The organism is Pseudomonas sp. 14A (assembly GCF_018132745.1).
GTDB lineage: Bacteria > Pseudomonadota > Gammaproteobacteria > Pseudomonadales > Pseudomonadaceae > Aquipseudomonas > Aquipseudomonas mercuritolerans.
This window is the reverse complement of the sequence record NZ_JAGRQJ010000018.1, coordinates 504,109-525,307: the sequence shown is the minus strand read 5'-3', so window position 1 is coordinate 525,307 and position 21,199 is coordinate 504,109. Positions and strand designations below refer to the sequence as shown.

14 protein-coding genes and 1 pseudogene are annotated in these 21,199 nt (G+C 56.2%); 14 read left to right on the top strand and 1 reads right to left on the bottom strand.

All coding sequences use genetic code 11. The features are described from left to right. Nucleotides 1–5 precede the first annotated feature (5 nt). From icmH to PS14A_RS24960, 10 genes are all read left to right on the top strand, one after another. Nucleotides 6–881 carry a type IVB secretion system protein IcmH/DotU gene (gene icmH / locus PS14A_RS25005; RefSeq protein WP_016772511.1) on the top strand — a complete coding sequence of 292 codons (876 nt, stop codon included), beginning with the start codon at nt 6–8 and terminating at the stop codon, nt 879–881. A 14-nt stretch (nt 882–895) separates the two neighbouring features. Then, a complete protein-coding gene (tssM, locus tag PS14A_RS25000; protein ID WP_016772512.1) occupies nt 896–4,435 on the top strand; it encodes a type VI secretion system membrane subunit TssM in 3,540 nt (1,179 codons plus the stop codon). Then, nucleotides 4,435–5,163, top strand: a complete 729-nt coding sequence (locus PS14A_RS24995; protein ID WP_042608097.1) for a PP2C family serine/threonine-protein phosphatase — start codon at nt 4,435–4,437, stop codon at nt 5,161–5,163. The genes tssM and PS14A_RS24995 overlap by 1 nt, the downstream gene beginning before the upstream one ends. Further along, nucleotides 5,160–6,161 carry a serine/threonine-protein kinase gene (locus PS14A_RS24990; RefSeq protein WP_212617443.1) on the top strand — a complete coding sequence of 334 codons (1,002 nt, stop codon included), beginning with the start codon at nt 5,160–5,162 and terminating at the stop codon, nt 6,159–6,161. The genes PS14A_RS24995 and PS14A_RS24990 overlap by 4 nt, the downstream gene beginning before the upstream one ends. Before the next feature lie 28 nt (nt 6,162–6,189). Then, nucleotides 6,190–8,226: a type VI secretion system tip protein VgrG gene (locus PS14A_RS24985; RefSeq protein WP_212617442.1), complete on the top strand. Its 2,037-nt coding sequence runs from the start codon at nt 6,190–6,192 to the stop codon at nt 8,224–8,226. A gap of 5 nt (nt 8,227–8,231) precedes the next feature. After that, nucleotides 8,232–9,251, top strand: coding sequence for a sel1 repeat family protein (locus tag PS14A_RS24980; RefSeq protein ID WP_130911196.1), 1,020 nt, complete (start codon nt 8,232–8,234; stop codon nt 9,249–9,251). An 18-nt stretch (nt 9,252–9,269) separates the two neighbouring features. Then, nucleotides 9,270–12,434 carry a glycoside hydrolase family 19 protein gene (locus PS14A_RS26700; protein ID WP_249121398.1) on the top strand — a complete coding sequence of 1,055 codons (3,165 nt, stop codon included), beginning with the start codon at nt 9,270–9,272 and terminating at the stop codon, nt 12,432–12,434. An 83-nt stretch (nt 12,435–12,517) separates the two neighbouring features. Next, complete coding sequence (locus tag PS14A_RS24970; protein ID WP_349251727.1) at nt 12,518–13,204, top strand: hypothetical protein; 687 nt, start codon at nt 12,518–12,520, stop codon at nt 13,202–13,204. Nucleotides 13,205–13,313: 109 nt separating this feature from the next. Then, nucleotides 13,314–14,441 carry a hypothetical protein gene (locus PS14A_RS24965; RefSeq protein WP_130911198.1) on the top strand — a complete coding sequence of 376 codons (1,128 nt, stop codon included), beginning with the start codon at nt 13,314–13,316 and terminating at the stop codon, nt 14,439–14,441. Beyond that, the gene (locus tag PS14A_RS24960) at nt 14,431–15,855 is read left to right on the top strand and encodes a lysozyme inhibitor LprI family protein (RefSeq protein ID WP_330221310.1); all 1,425 of its coding nucleotides are present in this window, start codon (nt 14,431–14,433) and stop codon (nt 15,853–15,855) included. The genes PS14A_RS24965 and PS14A_RS24960 overlap by 11 nt, the downstream gene beginning before the upstream one ends. A gap of 3 nt (nt 15,856–15,858) precedes the next feature. On the opposite strand, the pseudogene PS14A_RS26695 reads toward PS14A_RS24960, so the two are convergent. Continuing rightward, nucleotides 15,859–16,112 (bottom strand): annotated as a pseudogene (locus PS14A_RS26695) (hypothetical protein); the annotation flags it as partial. A 144-nt stretch (nt 16,113–16,256) separates the two neighbouring features. Between PS14A_RS26695 and PS14A_RS24955 the strand changes: the two are divergent. The 4 genes from PS14A_RS24955 (at nt 16,257) to PS14A_RS24940 (ending at nt 21,168) form a co-directional block, all read left to right on the top strand. Further along, on the top strand, nt 16,257–16,721 hold the full coding sequence (locus tag PS14A_RS24955) for a hypothetical protein (RefSeq protein WP_130911199.1): 465 nt from the start codon (nt 16,257–16,259) through the stop codon (nt 16,719–16,721). A gap of 86 nt (nt 16,722–16,807) precedes the next feature. Next, on the top strand, nt 16,808–18,202 hold the full coding sequence (locus PS14A_RS24950; protein ID WP_212617440.1) for a TIGR01777 family oxidoreductase: 1,395 nt from the start codon (nt 16,808–16,810) through the stop codon (nt 18,200–18,202). 9 nt (nt 18,203–18,211) lie between these two features. Then, a complete protein-coding gene (locus tag PS14A_RS24945; RefSeq protein WP_212617439.1) occupies nt 18,212–20,662 on the top strand; it encodes an alpha/beta fold hydrolase in 2,451 nt (816 codons plus the stop codon). Continuing rightward, on the top strand, nt 20,659–21,168 hold the full coding sequence (locus PS14A_RS24940; RefSeq protein WP_349251726.1) for a hypothetical protein: 510 nt from the start codon (nt 20,659–20,661) through the stop codon (nt 21,166–21,168). Before PS14A_RS24945 ends, PS14A_RS24940 begins: the two co-directional genes overlap by 4 nt. The last annotated feature ends 31 nt before the right edge of the window (nt 21,169–21,199 follow it).

The following is a 21,199-nucleotide window of genomic DNA, read 5'->3' as shown; positions in this document are numbered from 1 at the left end:
CCGACATGATCAAGGAAACGGATTACAACCAGGACGACAAAACCGTTCTGCTCGACCGTCAGGGCCACGGACCGGCATCGAGTCCGCTGACCGACTTCGCCGCGCCGCCGCGTTTCGAGCAACTGGAAGAACGCATGATCTACGCCGCGCGCCTGCGTCCGGCGGAGGCGTTCAACATCAGCCTCAACTCGCTGGTCGCGGCCTCGTCCGATCTGCTCTCGGAAGTGGTGCGTCTCAAGCACAGCGAAACCCGCGAAGACCTGTATGCGCTGAATGAGCGGCTGACCGCCGGGCTGAAATTGTTTGAAGTGCGCGCCCTGCACAACGGCGCCGAAAGCAGCCAGGTGATGGCCGCGCGTTACGTGCTCTGCACCGTGGTCGACGAAGCCGTCGTGACCACGCCGTGGGGCAACGAAAGCGAGTGGTCGCAGATGAGCCTGCTGAGCAGCTTCCACAACGAAACCTTCGGCGGCGAGAAGTTTTTCCAGCTGCTCGATCGGCTGTCGAAAAACCCGGTCAAGCACCTGCCGATGCTCGAACTGATGTACCTGTGCCTGTCCCTCGGTTTCGAGGGCAAGTACCGCGTGCAGGCGCGCGGCATGCTTGAGCTTGAAGGCATCCGCGACGCCTTGTACCGGCAGATCCGTCAGTTGCGTGGCGACGTGCCGCGCGAACTGTCGCCGCACTGGGAAGGCCTCAACGATCAGCGCCGCAACCTGGTGCGCATCGTGCCGGCGTGGATGGTGGTGCTCTTTACTCTGGTCTGCCTGGTGGTGATGTATTCGGGCTTCGCCTGGGTCCTGAGCGAACAACGCGACACCGTTCTGCATCCTTATCAGCCGCTTGATCCAGCCGCGGTGCAACCGCAGGCGCAGCCGTAAAACAGGGACGTGTGATGAAAAAGTTTTTCAAGAAAGTCGGCGCCTTCCTGCGCCAGACCTGGGTGTGGACTTTGCTGCTGGTGCTGTTCGTGGCGCTGCTGGTGTGGTTCGTCGGCCCGTTGTTGGCGGTCGATGATTACAAGTTCTGGGAAAGCGCGACCTCGCGCCTGCTGACAATCAGCGTGCTGTTCCTGATCTGGGGCCTGACCATGGTCTTCGTCAGCTGGCGCGCGGGTATCCGCAAGAAAGCCGAGGAGGAAAGCGAGGACGGCCAGGACCGTATCCGCCGCGAAGAGCTGATCGACGAAGAACAGAAAGAGTTGAAGGCGCGGTTCAAGGACGCGCTGAAAACCCTGAAGACGTCGAGCCTGTATCGCGGTCGCAGCGAGCGCTGGCGCAGTGACTTGCCGTGGTACCTGCTGATCGGTCCGCAGGCCTCGGGTAAGACCAGCCTGCTGGACTTTTCCGGTCTGGAATTCCCGATCAACAAGATCGACCGCAAGCTGACCCGCGACACCCTCGGCACCCGTCATTGCGACTGGTATTTCGCCGATCACGGTGTACTGATCGACACCGCCGGGCGCTACACCACTCAACCGGACGCGGAAGTCGACGGCAACGCCTGGACCACCCTGCTGGAGCTGCTGCGCAAGCGTCGTCGCGGCCGTCCGTTGAACGGCGTGCTGGTGACCATTCCGGTGGAAACCCTCACCGGCGGCAGCGAGCAGGACATCGAGACTCTCGCACGCCAGGTGCGCAGCCGTCTGCAGGACGTGCATCAGAAACTGCACGTCGACGTGCCGGTGTATCTGGTCCTGAGCAAGGCTGACAAGCTGCTCGGCTTCGACGAGTTCTTCGATCAACTGACCCGCGAAGAAAGCGATCAGGTGCTCGGCACCAGTTTCCGCAAGGATCAGGTCGGCACCGACGTCACGGTCCTGCGCAACGAGTTCGAAGAGCTGCTGCGCCGCCTGAACAGCCAAGTGATCATGCGCATGCACTCCGAGCGCGATACTCAGCGCCGTGGCCGCATTCTCGATTTCCCGCATCAGTTGGGGCAGATCGGCGAGCGTCTGTGCCTGTTCGTCGACATGGCGTTCACCGGCAACCGTTATCAGCGCGCCACGCAACTGCGCGGCTTCTACCTGACCAGCGCACCGCACCTGACCCAGGAAATGGATTCGACCACCGCCGGCATCGGCGCCAGCCTGGGCATGAACGCCGGCGTGCTGCCGACTCTGCGCAGCGGCCGTTCGCGGTTCATCCACCACTTGCTCAGCCAGGTGATTTTCCCCGAAGCCGATCTGGCCGGTCTGGACAAGCGCGAGCGCAGCCGCATTCATTGGGGCCAGCGGGCGCTGTACGTCGGTGCACTGGCGGCACTGGCACTGTTCGGCATGCTCTGGGCCGGTGGTTTCTCGGCCAACTACGAGCGGCTGGAAAACCTGCGCACGCTGGCGCAGAACTGGACCCAGCAACGCTCGGCCGTCACGCCGCGCGATGACGCCATGGGCGTGCTGAAAGTGCTCGACACCAGCTACGCTGCGACCCAGGTGTTCCCGAGCAAGGGCGACGTCTCGTACCACGAGCGTGGCGGCCTGTATCAGGGCGAAGAGATCAACCCGGTGGTGAAAACCGCCTACGAGCGCGAGCTGGAAGCGCAGTTGCTGCCACGGGTGGCGACCATGCTCGAAGGGCAGATCCGCGCCAACATGAAGGACCGCGATCGCCTGCTCAACAGCCTGCGCGCGTACCTGATGCTGAACATGAAGGATCGTCGCGACGCGGCGTGGCTCAAGGACTGGGTCGCCACTGACTGGTCGCAGCGCTACACCGGCAACACCGCGGTGCAGAACGGTTTGAATACGCACCTCGAGCGCTTGCTCAAGCAGCCGTTCATCTACCCGCTGAACGATCAACTGGTCACGCAAGCGCGTCAGGTTCTGCGCAGCGAATCGTTGGCCAATGTGGTTTATCGCATGCTCCGCGAGCAGGCGCGCAACCTGCCGGACTACCGCTTCAGTCAGCACCTCGGCCCGCAAGGTTCGTTGTTCATCGGCACGGAATACGTGATCCCGGGTTTCTACACCCAGCAGGGTTATCAGCAGTATTTCTCGGTGCAGGGCGCGGCGCTGGTCACCGATATCCTGCGTGACAACTGGGTGCTGGGCGAAGGCGCGGGCATCAGCGACATGGATTTGCGTCGCCTGATGGTCGAACTCGAGCAGCTGTACTTCCGCGACTACGCCAACTACTGGAGCGAAGCCGTTGGCCAGGTCGCACTGCCACCAATCAGCGACGCTGGCGAAGGCGCCGAGCAACTGGCGGGCCTGACTTCGGCCAACTCGCCGGTCCTCGCATTGCTCACCGAAGTGCGTGAAAACACCCGCTTCGAAGCCGCGGCTGATCCGGTCGATGAAGCCGGCGAAGCTGCCGATGCGCTGGCCGGGCAGAAAGGCAAACTGGGCAAGGTCGGCAAACTCGCCGCGGCTGCCGCCGACAAGGCTTCGGCGCTGAACGTCGCGAAGAACCTGCCGGACACCGCGAAGAAATCCCTGCAACGCCGCTTCGAACCGCTGCATCGTCTGCTCGATGACAACAACGGCCCGGGCGCTGACCTGACGCCAGCGTTCAGCGCGCTCAACGACCTGCAACTGCAACTGGCCGGCCTGGCCCGTTCCAGCACGCCGGAGCAAGCCGCGTTCGAGATGGCCAAGACGCGCATGAGCGGCCAGCGTGATGCGCTGACCAACCTGCGCAATGCCTCCGGTCGTTTGCCGCGTCCGCTGAGCGTGTGGTTCAACGTGCTGGCCGAAGACTCGTGGCGTCTGGTGCTCAACGATGCCTATCAATACCTGAACGGCCGTTATCAGAACGAGCTGTACAGCGTGTACGGCAAAACCATCAGCAAGCGCTATCCGTTCAGCGCCAGCAGCACCAGCGACGTGGCGATCAGCGACTTCCGCGAGTTCTTCCGTGCTCAAGGTACCGTCGACCGCTTCTTCGACAGCTACATGCGTCCGTTCGTCAGCGGCGATCCGGGCAACTACCGCATGCGCAGCGTCGACGGCCACAGCCTGCCGGTATCGAAGGTCTACCTCGATCAGATGGCCGCGGCGCAGACCATTCGCCAGAGCTTCTTCTCGATCAACCCGGCCGAGCCGACCGTGCAGTTCAAGCTCGAGCCGTACACCCTCGATCCGGCGGTCAGCCGTTCCGAATTCAAGTTCGGCGACAAGACCATGGAATACCGTCACGGCCCGATCCTGCCAATGACCTTCAAGTGGCCGACCGATGCTGAAGACGGTCGCACCAGTCTGGTCATGGACAAAATGGCCGGGCGTCCGATCGGGATCGAGAAAAACTCCGGCCCATGGTCGCTGTTCCGTCTGTTCGACCTGATGCAGACCGAGTACCTGAACGGTCGCGACGTGCTGGTGCTGAAGGCGGACGTAGGCGGTCTGCGCGCCAACTACCTGCTGACCAGCCAGCGCACGCCGAACCCGTTCGATATGGGCGTCCTGCGTACCTTCCGTATGCCGGTGCAGCTCTGATGCTGGTGGCCAGTCCCTGGCGCAGCGCGGCGCGTACCGACCCGGGCAAGGTGCGGGCGCGCAACGAAGATGCCTTCCTCGACTCGCCGCAGCACGGGCTGTGGGTGGTCGCGGACGGCATGGGCGGTCATCAGGGTGGCGACATCGCCAGCCAGTTGATCGTCGCCAGCCTGGCTGAGTTGCCGCAACACGAGGACTTCGACGAACGCCTCAAAGCCATCCGCCAGTGCCTGCACTGGCTGAACCGGCGTTTGGGGCAGGAGTTGACCGTCACCGCCGGGCGTCACGACAGCATCATGGGCAGCACCGTCGTCGCGCTGCTGGTGGAAGGCAATCGCGCGGCCTGCATCTGGGCCGGCGACAGTCGTTGCTACATGTGGCGCGGGCAGCGGTTGTATCAGCTGTCCAAGGACCATTCGCTGCAACAGCAACTGATCGACGAACAGCAAATGAGCGTCGAACAGGCGGCAGCGCACCCGGCGGCTCAGGCACTCACCCGAGCCGTCGGCGCCGCCGAGACACTGACCCTGGATGTGCTTGAACTCGAGGTCTATCCGGGCGATGTGTTTTTGCTCTGCAGCGATGGTTTGTATCAGGGCCTGAGCAGCGACGCCCTCGGCAACGCCCTCAGCCTCAGCGCGCCGCACGTGGCGCTGGAACGTTTGTTCGACGGCGCTCTGCGGGGCGCCGCGCGGGACAACCTGACTGCCGTGGTGATCCGCCAATGAGTGAACTCGAATCGCCCATCGATGACCTGCTGATCAGCGAAGAGCAGGCCAGCAACCTGACCTACTTCGCCTTCGCCAAGGGCAACAAGGCCGAACCGTTGCTGGCGCCGACCAAGGCCAGCATCGGTGCGCTGCCGGATGTACTCGCCGGTCGCTACCACCTCGAGCGTCTGCTCGGGGCCGGTGGCATGGGCGCCGTTTACCGGGCGCGGGATCTGCTGCATGAGCAGTTCGGCGATCCCGATCCTTACATTGCGCTGAAACTCCTCAGCGAAGAATTTGCCGAATCGCCGGACGCCAGTGCCTTGCTCTACAGCGAGTTCGCCCTGACCCGACGCCTGCGCCACGACAACGTCGTGCGTGCACACACCTTTGAAGTCGACACCGACTGCCAGCGGGCCTTCATCACCATGGAATACATGCGTGGCCTGACCCTGGACAAATTGCTCTGCGAGCGGCCCCTCGGCCTGCCGTGGCAAGAATTGCGCGACATCGTCCTGCCGCTGCTCGACACGTTGGCCTACGCCCACCGTCGCGGCGTGCTGCACGGTGATCTGAAACCGAGCAACGTCATGCTCAGCGAAGACGGCCTGCGCCTGTTCGACTTCGGTCTGGGACAGGCAGAGGAGGGCATCTTGCCCGGCCTGCCGCACCTGAGCCGCGAGCGCTTCAATGCCTGGACCCCGGGCTACGCCGCCCCCGAACTGCTTGAGGGCCAACCGTTGTCGGCCAGCGCGGACGTGTACGGCGTGGCCTGCGTGATCTATGAACTGGCGAGCGGCAAACACCCGTTCCGCCGCTTGCCCTCGACCCAGGCCCGCGACGAGCACCTGGAGCGCGAGCTGCGCGCCCCAGCGAATCTACCCCAGCACGGCTGGCAAGCGCTGCGAACCGCGCTGAGCTTCAACCCGGCAGAACGCACCATCACTGCCCAACAATTGCGTGACGCCTTGGGCGCCACTTCGTCCTGGCTGCAACGTCTGCGACTTCGGGCGTAACGGATGACATTCGAACAGGGAGCACACGATGTTCAACTCAGCTAACGAAACCCACTTCAGCCTCAAGGTCGAAGACTACGTCGGCGACCTGCAAGTGCTGTCGTTCACCGGCACCGAAGGCATCAGCCAGGCGTATCGCTTCGACCTCGAACTGGTCAGCGAAAACCCCGATCTGGACCTCGAACAACTGCTGCACAAGCAGGCGTTTCTGGCATTCGATCCACAGGGCTCGGGCATTCACGGGCAGATCTACCGCGTCGCCCAGGGCGATGCCGGCAAGCGCCTGACCCGCTACAAAGTCTCGATCGTGCCGCAACTGCAATACCTGCATCACCGCACCAACCAGCGTATCTACCAGCAGATGTCCGCGCCGAAAATCATTGCGCTGATCCTCGAAGAGCACGGCATCAAGAGCAACGCCTACAGCTTCCAGCTTAGCCAGCCGTGCCCGGATCGCGACTACTGCGTGCAGTACGACGAAACCGACCTGCATTTCGTCCAGCGTCTGTGCGAAGAGGAAGGCATTCACTACCACTTCCAGCACAGCGAAAAAGCCCACCTGCTGGTGTTCGGCGACGACCAGACCGTGTTCCAGAATCTCGGTCAGCCGACTGCGTACGTGCAGGGCAGCGGTATGGTCGCCGACGAGCCGGTGATCAAAGCCTTCAAACTGCGTCTGGAAACCCGCACCACGCGCACCACGCGCCGCGACTACGATTTCGAAAAACCGCGCCTGCGAATGGAAGCCGCATACAAACCTGACGGCGAGAGCACTGAGCCAGATCTCGAAGACTACGACTACCCCGGCCGCTTCATCGACCGCGCGCGCGGCAAGTTCCTCAGCCAGCGCGCCCTCGAACGCCACCGCGCCGACTACCGCCAGGCCGAAGGTCGCGGCGACCAGACCAAACTGGTCAGCGGCCACTTCATGGAAATGTCCGACCACCCGCGCAGCGAGTGGAACGACCTGTGGCTGCTCACGGAAATCTTCCACGAAGGCAAACAGCCGCAAGTCCTCGAAGAAGGCGTGACCAGCGACACCACCGACAACAAAGACGACTTCCACCAAGGCTACCGCAACACCTTCCTCGCCACCCCGTGGGACGTGTTCTACCGCCCGGCCCTCGAACACCCGAAACCACGCGTGCTCGGCAGCCAGACCGCCATGGTCACCGGCCCCAAAGGCGAAGAAATCCACTGCGACCAATACGGCCGCATCAAAGTCCAGTTCCACTGGGACCGCGAAGGCCTGGCCGACGACAAAACCAGCTGCTGGCTACGCGTCTCCAGCTCCTGGGCCGGCGACCGCTACGGCGCCATCAGCATCCCGCGCATCGGCATGGAAGTCCTCGTCACCTTCCTCGAAGGCGACCCCGATCAACCGCTGGTAACCGGCTGCCTGTACCACAAGGAAAACCCGGTGCCGTACGCACTGCCGGCGAACAAGACGCGCAGCGTGTTCAAAACGCTCAGCTCCCCGGGTGGCGGTGGGTATAACGAACTGCGCATTGAAGACAAGAAAGGTGCGGAGCAGATCTACATTCATGCGCAGCGCGACTGGGATGAGAACGTTGAGCACGACCAGAAGATTCGGGTCGGGAATGAGCGTCATGACACGGTGGTTAAGAACACCTACACCGAGCTGAAGGCTGAAGAACACCGCACGACGATTTCCGACCGCAAGATTGAAGCGAAGCTGGATGATCACCTGACGGTTGGGCAGAACCAGCATGTGAAGCTCGGGACTGCGCAGCTGACCAGTGTCGGGAAAGAGATACACCTCAAGGCTGGGGACAAGATCGTTATTGAGGCGGGGACGGAGCTGACCATTCTTGGGGGTGGGAGCTTTATTAAGCTCGATGGCGGTGGAGTTACGGTGGTTGGGCCGGTGATCAAGATCAATGCGGGTGGCTCGGCTGGGTCGGGGACTGGCATCGGGATTAAACCGCCGGTGCTGCCAGGGGCGGCGGATAAGGATAAGGCGGGGAGTTTGATGGATCAGGCGTTGTTGAATGCGCCGCCTGAGAAGGTTAAGCCGAAGGCTTTTTTTGTGTTTTCTGAGTGATCGACATGAATGGTGTTTTGAAGAAGAGCAATGGCATCACGATGGCGGTTTTCACCGCGTCGCTGTTGAGCCTGTTTCATGGCAGCGCTTATGCGGATGAATGTCCGTCCGAGGACTTTTCCCAGTTTCTGCCAGCGTTTTCTGCGAATGCCGAAACTCAGCAGCGGTGGACTGCAATGACGGTGAAGTCGCTGGTTTTGAAACCGGTGGGAGATCATGGGGTTTTTGAGCCTCAAACGATGGGGCTTACTAGCACCAATTTAGCGTTTCCGTTGATGGCGCCTGTAGGCGCGGACAAGACTGAAGGCGTAGAGGTTGAGGCGATTGACGATAATCATTTCAACGTAGTGGATAAGCGAGCAGGTAATAGCAACATCAAGATTTTTAACTTTTCTCTCCAAGCGTGTTGGGTGCTTGAGGGGGTTGAAGATTGGTCGATCAGTGAGAAAGATCTCGTAGAGACGAGCAAGCCCCGCATGAGCGAGGCAGAGAATTTTTGCTTTCAACGTGCAGAGGCCTTTAGAGGTCTAGGGGGGCTGGAGCAGTACCGACTCACAGGTGAGTTGTTTGAAGCTTCCTTGGAAAACTATCTATGCGCAGCCGCTTCCGGCGATCCCCAGGCTAGTTTGAATGCAGCAAGCTTGAGTCTTTCCGGAATGGCTCCGCAGTTGCAAACGGAGAAGGTTGAGCAGCTATTCAAGGCAGCAGCGACCACTCTGCCTGAGGGGGCGATGAGCCTCTCGTTGTTCTATTGCGATGGAAACAATATTTCCTCCAATGGCCCTTGCCAGCATCCAGCACAGGCTGAGGAAGCGCTGACGCAAGCGGCCCGTATGGGAAGTGCTTTTGCGATAAATGCACTCGGGCGTGCCTTTGAAACTGGAGAGCTGGTAACGAAGGACATGTCCCGGGCGGTTGCGTGCTACCAAGTGGCTGCCAAAAAAGGCAGCAAAGGGTCTATCGCACATTTGGAACGTCTAAATAAACAGACCGCTGAAATTACTAAAGCCAGCTATTGCTACTGATTATTGCAGGAAGCAGAAATGACAGAGCCACTAGATTTATCAAGTAACTATACGAGTGCTAACTATAGATATAAGGAAGGTGGGGATGGTTTTGTCGTAGAAAATGGCAAAAAAATCGTCGATTGCTCTCATATGGTAAACCTGTTGCTCACAGGTGCTGGATATCAAGTTCCTTACCAGAACACGGCGGGGCTAAATAGTGCGGCCGCACTTCAATACTATGATGTAATTAGTCCTGCTAATGTGAGGCGAGGAGATATCGTACTCTGGATTAACGTAATCTCTAATCGAGATAATAAAACGCTAAATCATACGGGTATCGTAGAACACTATGATAGTACGCTGGACTCTCAATATGGTGAGTTTTTTGGGGCGCAAAGCTCCGGTCCAGCTACTGCAAAGTTTGGTGCCTATAGCAAAGCATATTTTTGGCCAGTCCCTACAAAGTTTCTAAGGGTTAAGGAGTCGACTCGGACGGGGGAAGGATCCGCACCTGCACCTGCACCTGCACCTGCACCGGTAGAATCTACACCATTAATGAACTTTCAGTACCCGTTTAGAAAAGCGGATGGATCGCAATTTAAGGATGCTGAAGAAATCTTCAAAGCACTTGAGAGTGAAAGCGCAGGTAACTTTTTACTTGGGAGTCATGGATTTTGGCATGGCGGTATTCATATCACGCATAAGACTGCTCCGCAGTGTGTGAGAGATGAGCCTATTCGTTGTATTGGAGATGGTGTCGTCGTAGCCTATCGATTGAATGAGGATTATTTAAAGACGGAGTTTGAAGGTTCGAGTGCTACAGAGGAATTGGAGTACTCAAATTCATTCTGCCTTGTCAAGCACGACTATAAATCACCACCTAATAAAGAGGTCGTGCCCAATACTAGTAATGAACTCGTATTTTATAGCCTGTATATGCATTTGCTGCCATATCAGAGGTACGCGGATGAACCGGAACAGACGGGCCCTCAAAAAATAAAGATGATCGCAAGTGGGTTTAAAGCTCGAAGCGATGTTGCTGGCGTAACTGGCTGCATCGAATATGGTTCGATTTCTGCTGGAACTGAAATTGAAATACTTGAAGAGCACTCTGATCACATCCACGCGAAAGGCAAACTAATTAAAGGTACAGTAGGTGGACGCACGCCAGGACAGGATTTCTGGTTCGCCTACAAGCAAAACGGTGTTGCATACCCAAGAGGTGATGGCAGTGCGAGCTGGAAAGCAATAACTGCACCGGAGCGGAAGAAGCCAGATTATTGGAAGGGCAAGGTCAGAGCGATAGTTTCCGGCTCTGGGCTTACCTTAAGGGTAGCCCCCTCACCCCAGAGTAACGGCGCTGTAGCTGGGGCTGCAATGAGACAGGTAAATAGTCTGGGGCAAAACGAAGATTTAGTACTTTGTACAAATAGCGTAATAGAATTTGATAGTGGAAAAGTTTTTAACCTGAAGATTGGTTCTAAACTTTACAAAATGGCGGAATGTTCCTTCGTGCCAAGTATTTCCAGTGCTACAACCGGTTTGAAAAGCCATTCTACTCCTGTCCCAGCAACTTTTTGGGCTTGTGTTGAAAAGCCTTATGTTCAATTGCTGGGGTTGGTTCCTACGGAGTTTGATAAGGTTGTGCCGATGGACACGGCAATTAAGGCAGGTGACATAATCGGTTTTCTTGGTTTGAATGAAACATTAGCAGGTCCTGATGGAGGGGTTTCGAGAAATTATCAAGTTCACGTTGAAATTTTTTCGGCAGATCCGAGAATTGAGGATTTTCTGAAAAATAAAGCAACTTTGAAGCAAGGGAAGCAATACTTACACTTGCCAGCAAATACGACCTTAAAAGGTAAGCCTCCTGTAACCGAAAGCGTGACAATCTCGAATGAGAAATTTGTAGAGCTCGGGAAAACTGTTCTCTATAAGGACGCTGAAGAGTGGTATGAGGTAACCGTATTTGATAATACAGAGAGCAAATCAGGTTTGCTCAAAAAAGAAGGCGCGGAGCTTCTTAGTCAGCATGACTGGGAAAAACTAGGCTTTCGCATCGTTAAGGAATTAAATTCAAATTCTGATGGTTTTCTGGATCCTGATGATATGCCAGAGTTCTTCCAGAACTTATATAGGGGCTTGGATCGATTTGGTAATAATGATCAAAAAGTTACTCCCGAGGATTTTCCGATTGCACTTAAGAATCTGGATTTAAGAGATCACTGGTCAAAGCTAATTGCATATCACCCTACGGAGTGGAAATCCAAGTCGGACTCTGCCAAATGGGCGCGGCTGGACACGATGCTAGAAAATTATCCATCTGTTCTAAAGCACGAAAAAGAACGAATAGATAGTTTAATATTTTGGGATGATCCAGCTATACAATCTAAAGGGGTAGGCGATGGAGTTGTATGGCATTTTCATCCAATCGCGCTCATTGGGAATATGATGCCATCGTCCGGGAGTAATGTCTGCAAAAAGTGTGGCAGTAATATAGCATTAACAAATGCATTGATGCGGAGTATTTGTCCATCCTCCGTAACGGATACTTTTGTAAGTGAGTTTGTCATGGTGGCGAACGAGCTTTTCCCTAAGTATGGAGTAAATACCTGTGCTCAGGTATTTCATATAATGGGGCAGGGTAAGCACGAGACTTTTCAATTTTCTGCGTTTAGGGAAAGTTTAAATTACACTCGTCGTAGCTACACAGCCGAGAAACTATATAGAATGGCGCCAACCGCTATTAATGATGGTTTTGCAAGGCTGGGGATGTCACTAACCAGAGAAGAGAAGCTTGAGTATATAGATCAGCATCTGATTGCAAACGATCCAGCGTATGGTAAACATAGCTTTGGTAGCAATCAGTACCCTCATAACGACTATAGGGGGAGAGGCCTTCTTCATTTGACCCACTATGCTAACTATCGTGAATGTGCTGTAGCGATAGGTGTGAATATCGATGCTAATCCGAACCTGGTACAGGACAATATGAGGGTTGCATTAGAGTCTGGTCTATGGTTTTGGAAGGCGAAAGGTATTGGTTCACTTGCGGATGCAAGTTCACCTGATGTAGATGCGAAGATTAAATCTGTGACTAGGATTATCAACTCTGGGCTGAAAGAACTTGATCAGCGAGAGAAGTTTACTAAAGAAGTTGCTGAGAAATTCAAGGTTGTGTTCGGGGGCTGTTCGTTATGAAGCGCTTATGTAAATTTTCATTGTTAGTTTCATTTTGCCTGTCTTCGGTGGCTTCGCTAGCTTGCGAGGTCCCTGAGAGTAAAGTGTACCATTCGATCCCGACAAAAGACGGTGCGATTGTTTTTGATCTCGTTCCTATAGAGGATGAGGCGAGCAGTGAAGATTCGAACAATCAAGTGGGTATTGATGTTAACTATGTTGATTGTTTGAGTAAATCTAAGAAGCTCGTTGGGCAGTTACCGTATTTGGCAGGCACAGGAAAAGTCCGCTCGGCATTTTTTTCTGATGTTCAAGGTAGTTCCGAGAAAGAGCTTTTTGTAATACACAGTGTGGGAATACATTCAGACACCGGAGTTAGATATTCTGGTGAATATTACAGCGTGCATGTTTACAAAAAGAGCGAGAGTGGTTATTCAAGGGATGAGCGAGTCTCCAAATATTTTGGTGAGGGTGGCGATATATTGGCAGACGATTACCAGAATCTAATGTATGAATTTCCTTACAAGGATCAATTGTCTGTTAGTAATAAACTTGCGACTCCAGCGTTTTCTAAATGGAATGAAGGTGTGCCGGTTCAGCTGACAATAAATAAAAAAGCTACAATTTATAGCTCTCCAGTTTTTGACGATGTCACTCGTATGTATTTGGTTTCCGGGGATAGGGTTGAGCAGGAGGCTGTTGAGGCTGGCTGGCTTTCGATTATGTTTAAAACACCGAAAGGCAAAGAAATACGCGGATGGATCTTGTGTGGCGATGCGGGTGGATGTTGATGTCGTCGAGCATTGGCAAAGAGGGTAACAAATGAAGCGGCGGATAAATGAACGCCCCAAGCATCTCGCAACCCGCTTTGCGAAGTTCAATGCCTGAAAGCGTGAATCAATGAAAAATATATATTCGCTCCCTAGCTTTTTACCGTTAGCTTTTTTGCTTTTCAGTTCGGTGGCATTTTCTGCGAGTTCCGACTGTGGCAAAGCTTCAACGGACGTAGAAAGGAAAATTTGTCGTTCTCCTTCCTTGTCCGCAATGGATGAAAAGCTAAGTGAAGTATTCAAGTCGATAAAAAATCGGCGGGTTTTTCAATTAATCGAAAGTGAATGGCTTGAGTCGGAGCGTAACTCTTGTGAGTCAGTGGAGTGTTTAGAGGACTCTTATGTTCGGCAGATACGCTTTCTGTCGCCGGTTCCTATTGCGCCTAGGCCGACTCAGAAAGATATTAAGTTAATGTTGGGGGATAAGCCTTACAAACAGTTTGAACGCTCATGGAAGGTCATTGATTTAGCATGGCTTCCCAATGAAAAAGGGGCTGTTGAACGATTTGTGATCTCCGCTGAAACAATTTCAGGCATGTTGCATGTCATCGTGTTCGAAGGGCATTTTGATGCGGCGATGATTGCGTACCGGGGTAATCTATATGAGTACGTTGATCGCAACGACAGGCCGGTATTGCACACGATTGCGAAAGATATCGGTTTTGATGGTGCTTTCAGTTTGGGTTCAAACGACGAAGGGAAAAGATTCGCGGGAATCTTGGATGGGGCGTTTTACTATCGACAGCAGCTCTCTAAGAATCAGCTGCGGGGGATGGTTTATAAGCTCGGTTCAAAATCTCCGCCATTGGAAAGCAGTTTGCTGTTCCAGCAGTGGCCAAATGCTGATGAAAATGCTGTTAGTGGTTTGACATTCGGTTGGGGTGGTGAGTATGGAAAATTGCAAGCGTACTACTCGCACATCTCAGGGTATGAAACGATAGCGCAGGCTGGTCGGCCCGAGGCCGGTTGGAATATATATGCTCCGATTTGGAGCAAGTCACGGCCGACGTTTTATTTCAAGAATGGTGATGAAACTATTTGGCGTGCCAATGTTGCGGATAAGACGTTAACAAAAATTGCGAAGGCTAGTGATGAAGGAATGATCCAGAATCCTACCCCTGTCGATATTAATGGGCGCGAAGCAGTCGTTTATCTGAATGGATCTACTCTGAAAATGGCTATCTCCCTTGAAGAATAGGCTCGAATTAAAAATACACTTTCGCAAAATATTGTTGGAATTTGCTTTGAGTAAATATCTTATTCCGGTGCTGCCCGCCGTGCTGATTGGTGGTTTATCTCTGTTGGGGGGACATGCATTTGCTGACGATGCATGTGCCGATATCACTACGAACTCTCAGAGGGAAAGATGTTCTGTGAGTGCCAAGGTTGCTGCAGATAAGCAGTTGAATACCAGTTATCAAGAACTGATGGTTCGGCTCGAAGGTGGGTATCAAACTGATCCAGTTCTTGCGGCGAGCCAAAAGGCAACGGTTCAGGAGGCTCAGCGCGCCTGGATCAAACTGCGCGATACCGATTGCCAGGTCGATGCGTTGGAGGCGGAACGGGGCTCTTCGGCGCATGTGGCAGCGGTGAACAATTGCATCGCCAGTATGAGTCGTGACCGTTCAGTGTTTTTGGACAATATCGCGTCCGATATCGGGAGTGGCCCGACAATTGGACGTGGCTCGTGCCCTACGCAAGACTTTGCACAGTTTCTTCCAGCATTCTCCGCTAATGCCGAATCGCAGAAGCGACTAACTGCGCAGGCCGTGAAGCTATTGGTGTTGAAGGGGACGTCGGATATAGGACGGATAGTGACTCACGTCACTGCAGTGGTGGGGCGCGAGATGGCGTTTCCCTTAATGGCTGCGGTGCCAGATGGGAAAGTCGAAGGAATAGAAGTCGAGAAGGTAGATGATCGTCACGTTGACGTTGTGGATAAACGTGCCGGAAACAGCAATATCAAGATCTTCAACTTTTCGCGTAAAGCCTGCTGGACGCTTGAGGGGGTTGAGGATTGGTCGATTCCCGAAAAGGAGCTTTCTGTAGCCAGTACGCGCTCATTGAGTCGTGAGGAAAATTTCTGCTCACAGCGTGCACAAGGGTTTATTAGTTTGGGTGGTCTTGAGCAATATCGACTCACAGTGGAGCTTTTTGAAGCGGCTTTGGAAAATTACTTGTGTGCAGCTGCTTCAGGCGATCCTATTTCCAGTGAGTCTGCGGCTAGGCTGAGTCTGTCGGGTATGGCTCCGCAGTTGGAATACAGCAAAGTTGAGGCTCTTTTCAAAGCAGCAGCTTTGAATTCACCAGGAGGCGCTGAGGGTCTGGCAAGCTTCTATTGTTTTGGCAATGAAACGGCCGGAAGCGGACCGTGCCAGCGGCCAATTGATGTTGAGAAAGAGCTTATTCGTGCCGGCTCCATGGGGTCAGCGCATGCAATTGTCGCGCTTGGTGACTACTGGAAGAGTGGCGATCTCGGCGAGAAGGATATTCCTCGTGCCTTGGCTTGCTATCAGCTAGCCGCCGACAAGGGATACGAGTCAGGTCTCGATGCTGCTAAGCGACTTCGGTCGGAAGTGATTGAGCCAATAGCTCCGAGCAAATGCTACTAAATGTGCAACCGAGCGGCGGGAGCCGTGGAGGTCGTCGGCGAGGTCTGAGGCAATGACGCTTATGGACAGGCGGTCTTCGGAGGCGTTGGCCATGAGTGCTTCGGCGTCGGTGCCGGGGAGAGGTTAAAGAGGCCGGTCTCGCGTGTTGCGTTTGGTTCAGTGGGCAGTTTGACGTGGTGGTCTATGGCGCGTTCGGCGGCTTTGTGGAGTTTCTTGGATTCCAGCGATTCAATTGAATGTATTGGAGCAGGTGGCACTCAGTGAATGGAAATGCGTACAGGGGCATTCAGTTGAGCTTGCCCCAATCTTGTTTGAGGTGGGTGTTCGCATTCTGCACGACACTTCTATCACCGACATTGTTTGCTCAAGATTCCACCTGCGAGTTTCATGACGTTCAGCCAATGCTGGAGCTCGTCAGCTGTGTCAGCAAGGGCGCAATTGCAGTCCTGAAACTTTCGCCACTTCATCAGTCAACTTATGAAGGTGATCTAGACGGCCTCCCCACGTTTATCGTGCGGGGTAAGGACCTCGCCGAAGTCACGAAAACTGTGGGAATGAGTTCTTTATCGTCGCCATACAACTTGCTTGTCAAGCTGCCGAATGCTGAGGCAATCATGCACTTCGATGGACTTCCTGAATCAGCCAGTACGAAATTGGCAATGTCAGGCTGGGTGCTGACGGATGCGCGGGATGTCGTGTATGGAAGGCAGGATGGCGGGGAAGGTCCGGGGATTGTATGCAGCACCCATGAAAAAGCGACCGGCTATGAATATGTGGTGGTGACGCAATGTAATGCCTTTTATGAGGAGGATATTGCTAGGTTGAAGGAGCTGCTCGTCTTGATTGACGCTCACTCAGTGCGATAGCGACAAAACGTATTGTGTTCGAGCGACTGAAAACACCCATTTTCCTTTAAACTCCCCACCCCCAAGGAACGCGCTCAGGACACGGAATGCCAGCCCCCTCGATCTCCCTTCGCCCAGCGTTGGTGCTCTGGCTATACGCCGCCGCAATCGTGCACATTCTTGCCGGCCTCACCCTGACGTGGGCCGGGCATTCCGGATTACTCGACGGCTATCTGCACACCCTCGAACTCGCATTCTGGGGCGCCGATCCGGTTCCCACCGCCGGCCACGAACAACAAGTCTGGTGGCTCGCGCTATTCGGCGCGACGCTGCAAAGTTATTCGTTGTACATGCTCGCGCTGGTGCACTTGGGCAATCGCTTGAAAGCCCCGGCGATGTGGGGCTGGTTGACCGCTGGCATCCTGTTATGGGCGCCGCAGGACATGTGGCTCTCAGCGCAACAACAGGTCTGGTCGCACCTGTGGCTCGACGGTTTTGCGTTGCTGGTGTTGTTGCCGCCACTGTTCTGGCTGTATCGGCATGACCGCCGGAAGTCTCCTGCAGTAAAGACAACGAGCCTGTCCAACCCGTTTGCCGGTGGCGCTTTCAAACGTGTGCTGATCACCGGCGGCACCGGATTTATCGGTAAAGCCTTGGTCAGTCAATTACTCGACGCGGGCCACTCCATCAGCGTACTGACGCGCGATCCGTTGAGCGCGGCCAATCTATTCAACGGCCGCATCCGCTGTGTGCATTCGCTCAGCGAACTTAGCCACGACGAAGCCTTCGACGTAGTGATCAATCTCGCCGGTGCCCCTGTCGCCGGCCCACGCTGGACTCCCAAGCGTCAGGCGCAACTGCTCGCCAGCCGAGTCGGCACCACCGAAGCGTTGATGACCTGGCTGAAGAAAACCAAGCACAAACCCACGCTATGGATTCAAGCCTCGGCCATCGGCTTCTACGGCGTGCGCGACGCCAGTGAAAACCTCGACGAACACGCCAGCAAGGGCGACGGTTTCATGGCCGAACTCTGTGCGCGTTGGGAAGCCGCCGCGCAACCGGCCACGGAATTTGGCGTGCGTCAGGTGGTGCTGCGCCTCGGCGTGGTGTTCGGCCCCGGCGGTGCGTTGACGCCGTTGCTGCTGCCGTTCCGCCTGGGTTTCGGCGGGCGCATGGGCGATGGTCGGCAGATCATGAGTTGGGTGCATCGCGACGATGTGCTTCAGGTGATCGCGCGGGCTTTCAACGACGACACTCTGCGTGGCACCTACAACATGGTGGCGCCGGAAACGGTCAGTCAGGCAGCGTTCGCCGAGCAGGCCGGCAAGGTCCTCGAGCGCCCGGTGTGGTTGCACATTCCCGCCGCGCCAGTGCGTGCAATGGCGGGGGAGATGGCGCAGCTGTTCTTCGACGGTCAGCGTGTGGTGCCGCAGCGTTTGACCGAGGCTGGCTACACGTTCCGTTATCCAACACTCGACGCCGCTCTGCGCGATCTGACCTGAGGATCGTTCATGAGCAAGCCCATGATGTACCTGCTGGCCGGCAACGGCAGCGCCGCTGATTGGTGGGACGACGCGTTGCCGCACTTTAAGCGCTACGACGTGGTGCCGCTGGAGTTGCCGGGCTTCGGCGCCAATCCGCTGCCACCCTGCGAGGATCTGGCGGACTACGCGCAGACCTTGTTGGCGATGACGCAGAAGGGCAGCGCGATCATGGCAGTCGGGGTCAATGCCTTGCTTGTATTGCACGCGTTGCAACGTCGGCCCGGGCACTTTTCCCGCAGTGTTCTGTTGGCGCCGGTTGGGGCATTTTTGTGGCAGCGTCGATTGCCGGCGCTGATGTCACCGCTGCCGATCCGCAAGACCATCCACTGGCTGCTGTCGAACAAACCCACGCTGTTCGCGCGCAAGTTTTCCAACCAGACCTGGACGCCCGCGCAGTACCAGCGCATGGGCGCCGGCTATGCGCGCTGCCGTGCGTTTGTGCCGCACTGGGATCTGATTCGCGCCGACACCGCGTTGCCGCTGCTGGAGTGGATCACCGATCCGGTCGAGTTGGTCTGGGGCGATCAGGACGCTGTACTCGGTATCGAGCAAGCGGCGGCATGGTCGGCGATTCTCGCTCGTGCAGATCTGACCATCAGCCTCAAACCGGGTTGGGGTCATTACCCATGGATCGACTCGCCCGCGCAGTTCGCACAGTGGCTGGAGTCGGGCGAGCGTGGGTTTGTCGCGCATACCAAGGGTGGGCGTTTGCGCCTGGCTGAACTGGCGCGGCAAGCGGTGCCGGCGGCGATGACGCTCAACGACTGCAGCGATCCATGTCTGCCGGCATTTCTCGCTGCTCAACCTGATGTGACCTGGGCGGTGCGCTCCTCCAGTTATGGCGAGGATCAGGCCGATTTGGCGAATGCCGGTTTGAGCACGACCTATCTGCGCGAACCGACCGCCAACGTGCCGAAACGCATCGCCGAGCTGACGGCCGAAGGCGTCGAGGAAGTGGTGGTGCAACGCTTCATCACGCCGGTAGTTTCCGGGATCGCGTTCGTGCGCCATCTCTCGGTAGAACTGGAGTGGGTTGAAGGCCATCTCGAATCGCTGGCCGACGGTCACGTCAGCCCCTCGCGAGCAACGCTTTCGCGGCTCGGCGATGCTTGGCGCAGCGGCACGTTCACGCCATCCCCCGGCTTAACCGAAGACCTGCTCTGGCGCTTTCTGCAAGACGTGTTGCGCGTCTTTCACTATGTACCGGGCGACGTCGAATGGGCCTGGGATGGCTCGCAATTGTGGCTGCTGCAATACCGGCCGATCAGCGACTACGGCTGGCGCCGCCACCTTACCGCCGCCAACATCGCCGAGATCCTGCCGCCGCGACCGAGCGTGTTGGTGGAATACGCCCAACGCCGCGCGGCAGCGAGTATCCCGGCGATCATGGCGCGTTGGGATGCGCGAGTGTTGCAGGACAACGAGCCGTTCACCGCTGTGTTCGGTGGCGCGTCCTATATCAACAATGATCTGTTTCTCGCCCGGCTGGCCGACTGGGGCATCAGCGCCGCTAACTACGCCGGTGAAGTCGGCGGCGCGACCCCGCATCTGCCGTGGCAACCGCTGAAGATACTCCGTTCGTTGCCGCTGTTTTTGCGTATGCAACGCAAGGCTCGCGGCCATTTGCTGAATCTTGAAAACGGTTTGCAGCGCTTCGATCGGGAACTGGCCGAACTCGTCGCCCAAGCTGCCGATGGTCAGCAATTGGCAGACTGGTTCACTCGGTTTTACGTGTTCGTGGTGCAAGGCAATCTGTGCATCGCCACGGCACTGGCCAGCAGCGGTGGCGATTGGCTGGGTCGCCCGCCGACTGCTTACGACAACCTTGAAAACAGTCCGCATCGATTGCCGTGGGAAACCGATCCGGCCACCCCTCGGCCCGCGTCGAGCGATCTGCCGCTACAGCCATTCCCGCAATGGTCTGGACTGATCCGCCTCGCGCATTCGACCGGCCTGCCGGGCCTACGCGGTTACTACCTGCAAGTACGCGAGTGGTATCGCGACAACCTCATGCGCATCTTCTTCCGCCTGCATCACGCGATGCCGCTGGCGGATCGCGAGCACTGGTTTGCACCGCATCCCGACGTTCGCACCCGAGACGGCAGCTTCTGGCAGGACGGTCGCGAAGGTGCGGAGCAGGCGACCGGGTTCATGATTTATCCGGGGCAAGTGCGGGGCATCCTCGGCGAGGACATCTTGCTGGAAGACACTCTCGATCCGGGGCGGCACGCGCATTACCAAACAGCGCGGGCAGTGATTGCGCGGATGGGTGGGCGGTTGTCGCATGGCTCGACGTTGCTGCGCGAATTGCGAAAGCCGTCGGCGGTGATGCCGCAGGTGGACCCCGCATGGGTGGGGTGTGAGGTGTTGTATCGGGATGGTGAGTTGGAATTGATCAATTCGAAGGATGCGAAGTGAAACGACTGTTGTTGATGTGTTTGACCTGGTTGCCGATGGTGAGCATGGCGACGGATCTGTGCAATTCGGAGACCGATACGAAGAACTTTCTCTCGCAATGGGTGGAAAGATCCGATTACGTCTTGGACATACATTCAAGTCTTCAAACTGATGGATTCAGTCTGGAGGAGGGCAAGGTGGTGTACCGCGGCGATCTCAATGACGACGGTCAGGAGGACTTCATTTTCACCTCCTACTCAAGCCGTGGTTCAGCGGGTGACTCGACCTTCGCCTTTCTCATCCAGTGCCACGGTTACTTGAAGCATGTAGGGGGCGATTATTTCGCCGAGGTCAAGGTTCTGGACGGTCCGCCCAAGAACGGCGGCGATGTAAAAGACATCGAGATCTACTCCTACATCCGCGATAAGCGCGACCAGATCCGCTACAAGGGCAAAGAAGCCATGACCCGACCCCATCTATGGCAATTCAACTCGCAAACACAGCTTTATGAAGGGCAGTCTGAGTAAGCCGATGCTCCCCACTGCATTTACGGAGTTA

Coding starts and splice junctions, on each gene's coding strand:
- PS14A_RS24980 (WP_130911196.1), top strand. CDS start 8,232: ATGAATGGTGTTTTGAAGAAGAGCAATGGCATCACGATGGCGGTTTTC.
- tssM (WP_016772512.1), top strand. CDS start 896: ATGAAAAAGTTTTTCAAGAAAGTCGGCGCCTTCCTGCGCCAGACCTGG.
- PS14A_RS24955 (WP_130911199.1), top strand. CDS start 16,257: ATGCTGGAGCTCGTCAGCTGTGTCAGCAAGGGCGCAATTGCAGTCCTG.
- PS14A_RS24995 (WP_042608097.1), top strand. CDS start 4,435: ATGCTGGTGGCCAGTCCCTGGCGCAGCGCGGCGCGTACCGACCCGGGC.
- icmH (WP_016772511.1), top strand. CDS start 6: ATGATCAAGGAAACGGATTACAACCAGGACGACAAAACCGTTCTGCTC.
- PS14A_RS24950 (WP_212617440.1), top strand. CDS start 16,808: ATGCCAGCCCCCTCGATCTCCCTTCGCCCAGCGTTGGTGCTCTGGCTA.
- PS14A_RS24945 (WP_212617439.1), top strand. CDS start 18,212: ATGAGCAAGCCCATGATGTACCTGCTGGCCGGCAACGGCAGCGCCGCT.
- PS14A_RS24985 (WP_212617442.1), top strand. CDS start 6,190: ATGTTCAACTCAGCTAACGAAACCCACTTCAGCCTCAAGGTCGAAGAC.
- PS14A_RS26700 (WP_249121398.1), top strand. CDS start 9,270: ATGACAGAGCCACTAGATTTATCAAGTAACTATACGAGTGCTAACTAT.
- PS14A_RS24990 (WP_212617443.1), top strand. CDS start 5,160: ATGAGTGAACTCGAATCGCCCATCGATGACCTGCTGATCAGCGAAGAG.
- PS14A_RS24965 (WP_130911198.1), top strand. CDS start 13,314: ATGAAAAATATATATTCGCTCCCTAGCTTTTTACCGTTAGCTTTTTTG.